The organism is Azohydromonas lata, from assembly GCF_034427735.1.
Classification (GTDB): domain Bacteria; phylum Pseudomonadota; class Gammaproteobacteria; order Burkholderiales; family Burkholderiaceae_C; genus Azohydromonas; species Azohydromonas lata.
In genome coordinates, this window is the sequence record NZ_JAXOJX010000023.1 from 50,332 (window position 1) to 60,747 (window position 10,416).

A 10,416-nucleotide genomic window follows, 5' to 3' on the forward strand; every position below is an offset into this window, starting at 1 on the left:
GCAAGCGTCAGCTCAGGCGAGACTGCACGTTCGTCGTGCCCCTGAGTGCACTCCACACGGGCCCGGTGTGGCTGCTGATCTGATTGGCCACTTCCTTCACCGTCAGGTCCATGGTGCGTTTCTGCGCGTCCCAGGACGAGTTCTCCACCGCCATGGCGCGCCCGTTGTTGATGATGTTGATGGTGGGCGCGGCGTCGCTGCCGCCCACCTGGTCAGCCGGTGTCACGCGCCCACTGGCCGTAGGCAGCATGAACTGGCGCCCACCAGACGCCGTGAACATCTCAGGCCGGCCGTCTTCGTTCACCTGGTACAGCGAGCCGGCCGACACTGGGCCTCCGTACCGCCGCCCGCCGGCCATCTTCACGGCCTGGATGTTCTGCACGATGCTCGCCGTGGCAGCCGCCACGCTGGCCATGGCGCCCAGATTCAGCGGATATGGCAACGATGCAGCGTTGGCGATGCCCTGCTGAATCTTCACGATCGACTCGGCAATGGCGAAGGCCTTGCTGGCTGCGAACATCGCTTTGTAGATGCCCGACTGCTCGCCAGCCGCCGTCTTCATGATGCCAGCCAGGGAGTCGAAAGTGCTGGCCGTGCTTTGCATAGCCGACACGTTCGCCGCCGTGCGCGCCGCTTCGAGCCGCCGATTCATGTCCTCTTCGATGGCCACGCGCAGGTCGGCGTAGAGCTGGGCGTTCTCCAGGTCAAGCAGCTCCGCTTGCCTCGCCTGCTCCATCTCCGCTGCGGCCTGGCCTCGAATCAGGTTCTCCTGGTCCTGTAGTCCGCCGCCCTCGGCCTTGATTTGCAGCGTCTGCAGCTTCACGCCCGTACGCTGAGCCTCCAACTGCTTCTGCTGATCAATGGCGGTCTGCACCGCGCGGACCTTCGCCGCTTCCGCCTCCTCGAACGTGGCTCGCCCACGCCGGTAGGCCTCCTCCGCCTGTCGGATCGCTTCGTCCCGGACGAGCAGGATGCGGCGCTCGGTGGTTCCGGCCAACAGGATGCCGGCCTCGGCGCGGGCGCGGGTGCTGCGCTCGGCCAGGTCGGCGCGCGCCTGTTCGGCCTCGAAGGTGGCCGCGGTCCTGGCGCGCTCGGCTTGCTCGTGGGTCATCGTGCCCAGGCGCTCCGCGGCATCCGCACGACGCACGCTCTCGGCACGGATGGCCTCGATCTTTGTGGCCTCGTCGGTGGTTGTCTGGATGTTGAGGTCCGCAATCTGCTGGGCGTTTTCCTCCTCCAGGCGCGCGCGCTCCATCGCGAACTTCTTGATGATCTCCACCTTCGCCTTGGTGTAGATCGCCGCGTTGTCCTTGTCCGCCAGCATGCGCCGCTGGTTCTCGGTGAGAGCTTTCTGCTCCTCGGCGTCGATCTGCTCCAGGGCGGTCTTGTTCGCGGCCACCAAGCCCTCGTAGTAGGCCTGTGCCGCCGCGGTCTTGGCGGCGGCCTTGCGGGCCTCGTCCTCGTCCTTCGTCGGCTTGAGCTTGGACATGGCCGGCGCAGCTTGCCCAGCGCGGTCCAGGCGGTCGGGTTCGGGCGTGAGCTTCAGCGCCGCCTGCTGCTGCCGGAAGCGCGGGCCGATGTAGCCGGCGTTCCCGATGGCCAGCACGTCGTCCTTCATCTGTGTCAGCGCGGCGCGCGCGGCGCCCAGCTGCCCCTGGGCAGCGAGCCCGGCCGATGCAGCTAGACCGGCCACGCCAGCGCCCATCTGCCGGAAGCCGCGCACTACGAAGTCCGTGGCGTCCACGACATACGACAGCACGGTGGCCGTGTCCTCAGCCCACTTCTGCACCAGCTTCGCGCGGCCGGCCTTCTCACTTTCGCCGGCCATGGCAGCCAGGCGACCGGCCACGAAGTCCAGCACGTCGCCCAGGCCCTTGCCGGCACCGGTGAGCGCAGCGCTCGTGCCGGTCAGATCGTCCAACTTCTCGTTAGCGCGCGCGGCGGCATCCATCGCGACGGTGAAGGCACCCTTGACCGTCTCAGGCATCTGGGCGAAGTCGCTGTTGATGCTGTTGGCGGCTTTGCTCATCGCCTGCACCACCACGTCGGCGGTGAGCTTGCCCTGCTCACCCAGGCTCTTGAGCTGGCCAATAGGCACGCCGATGCCGTCGGCTAACTGCTTCATTAGATAGGGCGCGGTTTCCATCAGCGACTTGAGCTCATCGCCGGCGAGCTTCCCGGAGCCCAGCGCCTGGCCGAACTGGAGCATCGCCGCGGAGGCCTCGGCTGCCGACACACCGGAAACCTTGATGGCCTTGGCCAGCAGTTCGGTAAGCGTGAGCGTGTCCTGCTGTGTGCCGCCCATCTGCTTGATGGACGAGTTCAGGCGCGCGAACACCTGGACGTTGCTCTCCAACTCGGTCTGCGTGGCCGCGCTGATCTTGGTGAGAGCCTGCAGCGCCTCGGCGCCGGCTTGGATGCTGCCGGCGGCGATGTTGACGCGGGCAGCCAGGAGGCGCATGTCGTCGGCCATCTCGGCCGCCTTCACCAAGCTCATGGCTGCGGCCAGAATCTTCACGGCAGTGGCGATGGCCGTCATAGCGCCAACGCCGACCTGCTTGAGGCTGTCGAAGCTGTCGGCGGCCTTCTTCAGTGCGGCATCAACTTTGCGCTGCGCGTGGATCAAGCCTTGGGTTTCCAAGGTGCACTCGTAGTAGATGGCGCCTACCAGTTCGCTCACAGCGGTCCCCTTCGGCTTAGGTTTGTGGTCATCCCCGGAAAGCTACGGATCACGCTGTCAGCCCCAAACGCCGCTGGACCATTCCCAAAGCCTTTTCGGTCAACCGCCCGTTCCAGCTACCTGGGATGGCGCTGTGGCTGCTGAGCACCGTGGCGGCCGCATGGAGTCGCTTGGCAGTTGTCGGCTAGCACCGCACCAGAATCCTTAGGGAGTGCGCCAAATCAGGCCGCGCTCACACCATGTGCACTAATCAACCAATGTGAGGGACGTCATGAAAAAGGTGATTGCGCTCGGCGCGCTGGCGCTGGCGCTTGCAGGGCCAACGGCGGCTCAGTCGCAGGCTGTATCGCTGTCGCCGGCTCAGGAAGCGGTGCTGCGTCAGTTCAAAAGCCCAGCTGAGAAGACCGCCAAGGATGCGCTTTGGACCTCGCCGTCCATGTTCAGAGTTGGCGTGATTGACAACGGCTCCTCACGGGATGGCTATGCGAGCTATGTCTGTGAGGTCGTTACAGAGCAAGGACTGGCCGGCCGCGGCATCTCAGTGCAGGTAATCGACGTCCAGAAGCTCGTGCGCACGAACAAGTGGGTCGCGCTGGGAGAGGCGCGCTGCCGATAGGTGGGTACACCGTCATGTCTTCGTATCGGCCTGGGCCGGTATAGAAGTCGACACGCTGTCCAGGAGTAGGCGCAGTGTCTGGTTTTGTCTGCTTCCGGCCCAGGGCTGGCGCTGCGCGCCGCAACCACCCGCCGACTCAGGTTTTCTCAGGTCGCAGGCTCGTGCACCGGGGCTGCGCCCTCCACGCACCCCAGGCGCAGCCGCAGTCAACCGGCTCAACTTTGAGCCGGTTGATTTCATTGACAAAAATGGCGATCCGAGGCGCAGTGCCGCGTGAGTTTTTGCGCCGGCGCAGTCGGACAGCGAGGCGGAGCCGGATGACTCTTCTCTAACGTCGGACAGTCCCCATACCCTGCGGGCTTTGACCCAAAAAAACGGCCCTGCAGCAGCGCCAGCACTGGCGCCGGCACCTGCCACCATCCCACCCGCGTTCGCTGCTCCTAGGCGCTCCTGACGCGGCGGCGGGGCATCGCCGCTCACGTGGCACCGGCCACCAGCGCACCGCCATTCCGTCGCGGTGACGGAAGCACTGTGAAGGCATCGGGCCACCAGCGCCAGGGGAGCGCGCGGGATGCCGCAGGGTGCCGTTTCCTCAGGAAGCACCACCGGTCAGCTCGCGGGCAATCTGAAGTTTTCTGAAGTCGCCGGCTGCGCACCCAACCCATTTGTGCCGCCGACTGCGCACGCGCGGAGCACGCGGTCACCGTTGCACTATCGGAAGGGGACGAGGCCCCGCCGCCCGCGCCCTTACGGAACCCTATGGCTCCAGGCCACCAGCGCCAGCGCACCCGTCCACTACCTTCATGGTCTCGCGCATTGCGCCTCGGCATCTCGATGCGCTGACCCTCGCTTGCGCGCGCGATGCGTACAGAAAATCCATCTGCCGTCCACAGAAACAGTGGACAAGGCGCGGGACAACCGGCCCAGATCACGCCTAAGCCCTTGCCCCGCAAGCCTTCAGTGGCAGTGCCCGGAAAAGAGGCAGGCGGCGCCTGCGCTGGTGCCGCACCCTACCCAAAACCTCCCCAGACCCTTACCTAAACCTTATCAGTCTGCCCTGGTGCGCGAGGTCGCCGGGTCAACGTTTGTCAACAGGCTGCCCCCCCCGCCTGGCCGCCCTGGTGTGCCTGGTCTCCGGCTCGTGCGCCCTTGACGGAACCTTGACACTCCGCGGCGCCAGCAGTGCGAGGCCAGCACCGTTTCCCTGCGGTTTCTTTATCCGGCGCGCGGTCACTGCCGCCCCAACATTTCCCAACATGCGCCGGGGGGCCGCGTGGCGAGCTCGGCGGCGTCAGACGGCCTGACACGGCCGGCCCTTCACGAGCGGACCGCCTTTGAGAGAGTGGTTCCACTGGAACCGCCCCTCCGGCAGCGCCGCGCGCGGAGACTGCGCGTTTCATCCCCTTCCGGTAGCGCAACGGTGACCGGCAGCGCCACACGCGCGCGGGACTGCGCTGGATGCCCACAGTTTTGGGGCGATGTCCCTAGCAGCGCCACACGCGCAGAGACTGCGCGGCATGAGATGAAGCGATGTGATGTCACATCACGGCCGGCCCTGTGCGCGCGGACTGCCTCAGCAGGGGTAGAACCGTTCTACCCCTTCCTTCCGTCCAGCGCCTCATGCGCGCGGGGGAACCGACTTCCTCAAGCTGAGGAAGTGTGATGAGGCTCCCGGCGCCTCGCGCGAGGGGAGTGCTCAGCAGCGTGAGGGATGGTCCATCACCCTGTGGCAGGCGCCCCGTGCACGCGGGGAATGCGGTCACCGTTGCACTACCGGAAGGAGACGAAACGCTGGCGCCCCGCGCGTGCGGGGAATGCTCAACCGCCTCAACTTTGAGGTGGTTGGTCAGGGCAACGCGCCCGGCACCTGCGAAGAGGGCGAACAGCCCACCTGCGCCTGCATCGTCTCCGCATTTTTGTGGAGACGGTGGGCGGCCAGTCGTTACCCCTCGGTGACCCTAAGCGGCGCGCTGGAGCTCCACGCATGCGCCCTTTCGGACGCCAAATCTCGAAGGGTCGAATTTCAAGTCCAACCCTTTCGGGCTGCGCCACAGGAGCCGGGAGAACGTCTCCTGAAAAATGAGGAGACGGTCCTGCCACCGCGCGGCCTGGCGGTCTTGGTCGGATTTCAGGTCTGACCAAACCTAGCAGGGCCCGCTGCACCATGACATTGCATAACAGGATCGGCCCAGTTTTGGGCCGGTCGAAGTGGCCGCCACGCGAGAATCCTCGCAGAAAAGTCCGCGCTGTTCTGTGCTGCCAGCCCGCAGGTCTACAACGCGGTTGGAGCCCGGCCGCTCTCTTCACTCAACTGCCGGCTCCGTACTTGGCTCGGGAATGCTTGCGTCCATCACTTCAATCACCACCACTTGCAGCCCTGTGGCCTGCAGCGAGGCCACGTAGGCGTCAGCTGGCTCGTCCGGCATTTGAGGGCGCCAGCCGGCAGGCGTGGCTGTCGGCGTCCCGGGGCCGCCGCTGGAGAACAGGTCTGATACCAGCCGCCCGTCGTCGCCTTCGTACAGCACCACGGCAGGGCTGCCCGGCAGCGCCATGGCCCGCTCCAGCTTTTCCAATCTGATGCGCAGGTCCACCATGTCAGGCCCCCTCCGGCAAGTTGGGTATCCGGCTGAAATCCCACATCAGCATGGTCAGGCCGAGCGCCTCCAGTGCGGCGATGTAGTCCGCTTCTGGCTCCTCGGGTCGCTGTGGCCGGCACCCGGCCGGAAAAGGCACCGGCTCGCCCGGGGCGGCGTCAAAGGTCACCGGCGCCAGCAGCCCTGCGCTGTCGTACGCCAGCAGCACTGACCCGCCCAGCGCGCTCATGCAGGCCTGCTCCAGGCGATCCAGTCGAATGCGTAGCTGCCCCACGGTCACACCTCGTCCATGAGCTTCACCAGCAGCCGCAGCACTTCGAGCGCTGGCACGTGGCATTCAGGTGCAGCGGCCAGGAGCGCACAGTCCTCGGCGGTCAGCGCGCCGGCATCGCCGCGCTGCAGCAGCTCGCGAAAGGGGGCGTCCCGGTCGCCGTCAACGGTGATGGGGCCACGGGGCACGCTGTCCAAGATGAAGCGCACGGTGGCGCTCAGGCGTTCGCCGCGCTGAGGATCGGCCTCATGGGTTGGCAGCGCGGCCTCCAGGCGGTCCAGGCGATTGCGTAGTGTCATGACTTGCTCCTCGTTTCCAGGGCCTCAATGCGTCGGGCCAGTTCGTCCGTTTCGGTCAGCTTGGCGAGTTGCCCCAGCGCGCCCAGCAGCGCGGCACCTTGACTTGCTGCCAGTTCCCCGTGGGCTACGGCCTGCATGACGGCTCGGCCCTGCTCGGTGAGCGTGCCTCCGTCCGGCAGCGCCACTGGTGCGGCCTGCTCTGTGGCCTTGACGGGTGGCAGTACGCGCTCCAGCAGCAGTCGGGCTGCAGCCACATCGCCGGCCAGCGCCGCGGTGGTCAGCGTCTCCAAGATGGTTGGCACCTGTTCCGCGATGGCGGCGCGCAGCCGCGCCACCTCGCCGGTTCCAGGCTTGCGGCCGGCAGGGTTGCCGGACTGTCCCGGCTTCCATCGGCCGGGGCGTTTTGTTGTCGTCATCGTTGCTCTGTCCTTGCTGTATCAGGCGCCGCGCCTGCCTTGCTGAACTTGAAGTTCTTGGCGGCCAACGACGGCGGCGGCACCTTCTGTCGGGCACGGCGCGCGCGCTCCTTCTCTGCTTTTTCGGCCGTCCACCTGTTGCCCGGGTACGCCAGTCCAGACACGCGCACCACAGCACCGGCGCGGGCCACGGTGTTGAAGGCACGGCGCGGCTTCGCGCTGGCGCTCAGCGAGAACCCTGAAGAGCTGCCGGGCATGTTGTGGCGGTGCACGCGCACCGGGCCGCTTTCGACGTCCTGCGCCAGGTCGAACACGCTGCGTGCCGTGGCTGTCACGGGCGGGGGCGCGGTGCCGGCCGCTGGCACCACGCGCTGCGCAGGCATCAGGTCGTCGCTGTCGTCGTCGGGGTCGTTGGCGCCGCGGTTGCGCTGGCGCGTCGCGGCAATCAGCAGCTCGATCACGAAGTCATCCCACAGGCAGCCAGCCTCCCGCATTGCGTCTCCCCGGTGTTGTTGCGCAACCGGGAATTTGCGGAGAGGCGGTTTTGACCGTTCGGCGTGCTTTCGGCGACCCAGGGCCGTCGCTGTTGCCAAGTCAGCCCGTCACTGCATGCATGTCGCTGGAGTGCTGGCGCTGGTGCCTGTTACCCCCTTGCTCCTCCCTGGCTTCCCTTCTCTGATCCCTGCAGATGGCATCTCTAGATGGTGTCCGTGAGACGGAACAGAGGAGGGGGCTGAAATGGCCTCCATTGCTCCGTGAGACGGAGCAGTGAAGCGGGCTCTTGTTCCGTGAGGCGGAGCAGTAGGGCGCTTCCCTGTTCCGTGAGACGGACAAAGGGCCGCGTTTTCGTCGACGCCGACCAGCAGGTAAGCACTCCGCGGAAATCCGCCCAGGGCACCGGGGTCATAGTCCGCGCGCCGCTCCAAGCTGCGCCACGTCACCGCGTACCAACTCGCCTTGTTCGGCCGGTGCCCCTTCACGGTCTCGAAGATGAATCCGCTGTTCAGCAGTTCCAGCTTGGCCCGCTGGATCACATCGGCCGACTTCCAGCCGCGTGGCGCCAGATGGGCGCGCGACAGCAGCAAGCGGCCGTTGTTGTCTGGCAGCAGTTGCATCGCGACTTCCATAAGCAGGCTTCGCGCGGTGTGGGACAAGTTCAAGTAGGCGCGGCTTTCAAGGACGCAGTGCGGCAGCAGCGCAAAGCGGCTGCCGTCCCGGTCCTTCCCGCCCCTTTTCGCCTTGCGGCCCTGCTCGCCGCGCCCGTTCATCGGTTACCCCCTTGCCTCATGCCCCATGGAGACCCGTTGTGGGCCCATGGCGCGTTTTTCTAGAGAGGCCCAGGGGGTATGCAGCCGCAGCTTGAGCGGCCAGCCGCTTCTGGATCAGCGTGAGTCCCTTGCCCGTCACCAGCGTGCGGGTGTAGGTGTGCCGCTCGCCGCGGCGGTCCGCAAACGTCCGCTCCACGACGCGGAAATGGCCGGCATCGACGTGGCGCTGATACGGCAGGTTGTCGTGCATCAGCAGACCCTCGTCGCGCAGGAATGCGAACAGGCGGTTCTGCCCGGTTCCCAGCACCTTGGCGACTTCCTGCACGGTTTGGTCGTTGACAGCGCCAGACACGGCGTCGTGAAACTGGGCCTTGGGCTCCAAGACCTGCACCTGGGCGGCCAGCGCCTCCTTCTCGTCCTCAGCGGCGATCAGCGCCAGCAGCGCCTCCTTGTACGTCCGAGGTAGCGCTGGCACGGCAGCTACTGGCTGCGCGACCATCGCGTCGTAGGCGCGGATGACCCGTAGGTGGAATGCCGGGCTGATCCACATCGCATAGGCGTAGACCAGTTCGCGCACGACGTAGGAGCCGTTGTTGTGGCCGTCGTTGACAGTGGCGAGAGGGGTCACGGAATTCCGTGAGGCCCCATCCGCCACGAGTTCGCGGATCAGTTCCCGGGTTTGTTGGTTCTGCAGCCAAGTGCTGGGGCGGTGCTTCGTCTGGCCGCCTGCGGCGCGATGCAGGTCATTGAGGCAGAGACGCCCCTGCGCGTCGCTGCGGATAGCGATACTGGCGACTTCAAGGGCGCCGTGACGCAGCTGGCCGCTGGTGGTGGCATGCAGCGGCTGCACGGCCGCGTGATCCTGGGTCACAATGGCGCCGCCCTGGCCGGCAACGCCTGCTTTCGATTCGTCGGAGCGGGCGTTTCTCATTGAGCCGCTCCCTTGGCAGCCTGCTGGCGGAGCCATGCTGTCACGTCACCAGCTCGGAAGCGGGTGCAACGCGTGCCCAGCCGGATCGGCTGGGGGAAGTCGCCCGCGGCCAGTTTGCGGTAGATGGTCGAGTCCGAAAGCCCAGTCATGGCCCGGACGGTCTGCAGCTTCAGCAATGCGTCATCAAGCTGGGCAACATGCAGGGGCTGGTGCGGCTTCTTCGCCGCATCATGGGAGGGTGTGGAGTGCATTGCGGCCTCGTGGGTCAACATGAGGTGCATTGCATCCGGAGCGACTGCGTACGAATAGCTGCAGTCCACTGCAGGGACTGGGTGTCAGTAACTCCTGATACGCTTATAAGTGCCTGTCAGCACTAAGAAAAGTTGGTGACAGGGACTAGGTGCGTGGACCCGTTGGTAGACCATCGGCACGCAGGATCGTTGCCATGGTGTCGGCAGTGCGTTTGGAGACGCCGCGGCCCTGCAGCCACGTCGAAACAGCCTCATTGGTCGGAGCTGTGGTGCTGTCAGACGGGTCATACCGGACCCAGAAGCGTTCAGCCGCCGCTGCCATGTGGCGCAGTAATTCGGTCTCGTGTAAGTCCCATGGCCAACCCTCGTGGAACTTCGCCGCCGTCTGGCTCGCCTCGTGCAGCTTGCCAGCCAGATCATCAGCCCGCTGGTGCGTGGGCCGCAACTCTTGAGGCGCTGTAGACCGGGTCGTTTTCATACTGCCCATTTGGGCCTCAAGTACCGCGCGTGCGCTCTCAGATTGGGCAAGGGCTTCACGCAGCGCCGCATTCTCTTGTGTCGCTGCAAGTGGCCCGGGAGCTAACGGTGATTCCATGAAAAGCCCAGATTTCCGGGAGAAATCATAGGCGGGCTTAAATGCTGGGCGTGTGGCGAGCCATTCAGCAATTACTTCTCTGGGAAATTCCCATTCCTCGCTACCTTCGGGTAGCAAGTCATTGCAGTTATATCCAAAATGCTGCTCCCAATGACGTAGCTCCTCAGAGTCTCCTGGAATATTTCCAATGACGCGCGTCGGATAGAGAAGGCCGCGCCGCATATCTAGTCTTGTGCCGCGGCGCGACTTGGTAAGAAGCCCTTCCGTATGTGCACAAACTGCACTAAACAATGCTTCTTGCCGAATTATTTTGTACTGCTTTAAATCGCGAGGCGATGCATTCTTTAGTTCGCTTGGCTCTATGCCGACGCACAAGCAAACCAGTTCGTCCAGCGTAAAGCACCTTACAAAGTCATAGTGCTGAAATTCCATTGCGCACCCTTTGCGCACCTTGCAGAAAAAGCCGCGCCAGCTGGGCAAGGGCACCCGGTTTTC

The 10,416-nt window shown here is 65.3% G+C and carries 11 protein-coding genes; 1 reads left to right on the forward strand and 10 read right to left on the reverse strand.

Translation table 11 applies throughout. The features are described from left to right. Positions 1 to 7 precede the first annotated feature (7 nt). Entirely contained in the window at positions 8 to 2,680 is a 2,673-nt protein-coding gene (locus tag SM757_RS14975; protein ID WP_322466066.1) for a tape measure protein, read from the reverse strand. A gap of 271 nt (positions 2,681 to 2,951) precedes the next feature. Between SM757_RS14975 and SM757_RS14980 the strand changes: the two genes are divergently transcribed. Next, positions 2,952 to 3,296 carry a hypothetical protein gene (locus SM757_RS14980; RefSeq protein WP_322466067.1) on the forward strand — a complete coding sequence of 115 codons (345 nt, stop codon included), beginning with the start codon at positions 2,952 to 2,954 and terminating at the stop codon, positions 3,294 to 3,296. Between the two features lie 2,303 nt (positions 3,297 to 5,599). Here SM757_RS14980 and SM757_RS14985 read toward each other — a convergent pair. The 9 genes from SM757_RS14985 to SM757_RS15025 all read right to left on the reverse strand — a co-directional run bounded on the left by SM757_RS14985 (position 5,600) and on the right by SM757_RS15025 (position 10,407). Then, on the reverse strand, positions 5,600 to 5,890 hold the full coding sequence (locus tag SM757_RS14985; RefSeq protein WP_322466068.1) for a hypothetical protein: 291 nt from the start codon (positions 5,888 to 5,890) through the stop codon (positions 5,600 to 5,602). A 1-nt stretch (position 5,891) separates the two neighbouring features. Further along, positions 5,892 to 6,119, reverse strand: a complete 228-nt coding sequence (locus SM757_RS14990; RefSeq protein WP_322466069.1) for a hypothetical protein — start codon at positions 6,117 to 6,119, stop codon at positions 5,892 to 5,894. A 47-nt stretch (positions 6,120 to 6,166) separates the two neighbouring features. Further along, the gene (locus tag SM757_RS14995; RefSeq protein ID WP_322466070.1) at positions 6,167 to 6,460 is read right to left on the reverse strand and encodes a hypothetical protein; all 294 of its coding nucleotides are present in this window, start codon (positions 6,458 to 6,460) and stop codon (positions 6,167 to 6,169) included. Next, positions 6,457 to 6,876: a DUF5681 domain-containing protein gene (locus SM757_RS15000; RefSeq protein ID WP_322466071.1), complete on the reverse strand. Its 420-nt coding sequence runs from the start codon at positions 6,874 to 6,876 to the stop codon at positions 6,457 to 6,459. The genes SM757_RS14995 and SM757_RS15000 overlap by 4 nt, the downstream gene beginning before the upstream one ends. Beyond that, complete coding sequence (locus SM757_RS15005) at positions 6,873 to 7,370, reverse strand: hypothetical protein (RefSeq protein ID WP_322466072.1); 498 nt, start codon at positions 7,368 to 7,370, stop codon at positions 6,873 to 6,875. Before SM757_RS15005 ends, SM757_RS15000 begins: the two co-directional genes overlap by 4 nt. A gap of 108 nt (positions 7,371 to 7,478) precedes the next feature. Continuing rightward, on the reverse strand, positions 7,479 to 8,144 hold the full coding sequence (locus SM757_RS15010) for a hypothetical protein (RefSeq protein ID WP_322466073.1): 666 nt from the start codon (positions 8,142 to 8,144) through the stop codon (positions 7,479 to 7,481). Between the two features lie 16 nt (positions 8,145 to 8,160). Further along, positions 8,161 to 9,075 carry a phage antirepressor KilAC domain-containing protein gene (locus SM757_RS15015; RefSeq protein WP_322466074.1) on the reverse strand — a complete coding sequence of 305 codons (915 nt, stop codon included), beginning with the start codon at positions 9,073 to 9,075 and terminating at the stop codon, positions 8,161 to 8,163. Then, positions 9,072 to 9,347, reverse strand: a complete 276-nt coding sequence (locus tag SM757_RS15020) for a helix-turn-helix transcriptional regulator (RefSeq protein ID WP_322466075.1) — start codon at positions 9,345 to 9,347, stop codon at positions 9,072 to 9,074. Before SM757_RS15020 ends, SM757_RS15015 begins: the two co-directional genes overlap by 4 nt. 124 nt (positions 9,348 to 9,471) lie before the next feature. Continuing rightward, entirely contained in the window at positions 9,472 to 10,407 is a 936-nt protein-coding gene (locus SM757_RS15025) for a hypothetical protein (RefSeq protein WP_322466076.1), read from the reverse strand. Positions 10,408 to 10,416: the final 9 nt, after the last annotated feature.

What these genes read in the sequence shown, in the direction of transcription:
- SM757_RS14980 (WP_322466067.1), top strand. Translation starts at nt 2,952, where the DNA reads ATGAAAAAGGTGATTGCGCTCGGCGCGCTGGCGCTGGCGCTTGCAGGG.
- SM757_RS14985 (WP_322466068.1), bottom strand. Translation starts at nt 5,890, where the DNA reads ATGGTGGACCTGCGCATCAGATTGGAAAAGCTGGAGCGGGCCATGGCG.
- SM757_RS14990 (WP_322466069.1), bottom strand. Translation starts at nt 6,119, where the DNA reads ATGAGCGCGCTGGGCGGGTCAGTGCTGCTGGCGTACGACAGCGCAGGG.
- SM757_RS14995 (WP_322466070.1), bottom strand. Translation starts at nt 6,460, where the DNA reads ATGACACTACGCAATCGCCTGGACCGCCTGGAGGCCGCGCTGCCAACC.
- SM757_RS15000 (WP_322466071.1), bottom strand. Translation starts at nt 6,876, where the DNA reads ATGACGACAACAAAACGCCCCGGCCGATGGAAGCCGGGACAGTCCGGC.
- SM757_RS15005 (WP_322466072.1), bottom strand. Translation starts at nt 7,370, where the DNA reads ATGCGGGAGGCTGGCTGCCTGTGGGATGACTTCGTGATCGAGCTGCTG.
- SM757_RS15010 (WP_322466073.1), bottom strand. Translation starts at nt 8,144, where the DNA reads ATGAACGGGCGCGGCGAGCAGGGCCGCAAGGCGAAAAGGGGCGGGAAG.
- SM757_RS15015 (WP_322466074.1), bottom strand. Translation starts at nt 9,075, where the DNA reads ATGAGAAACGCCCGCTCCGACGAATCGAAAGCAGGCGTTGCCGGCCAG.
- SM757_RS15020 (WP_322466075.1), bottom strand. Translation starts at nt 9,347, where the DNA reads ATGTTGACCCACGAGGCCGCAATGCACTCCACACCCTCCCATGATGCG.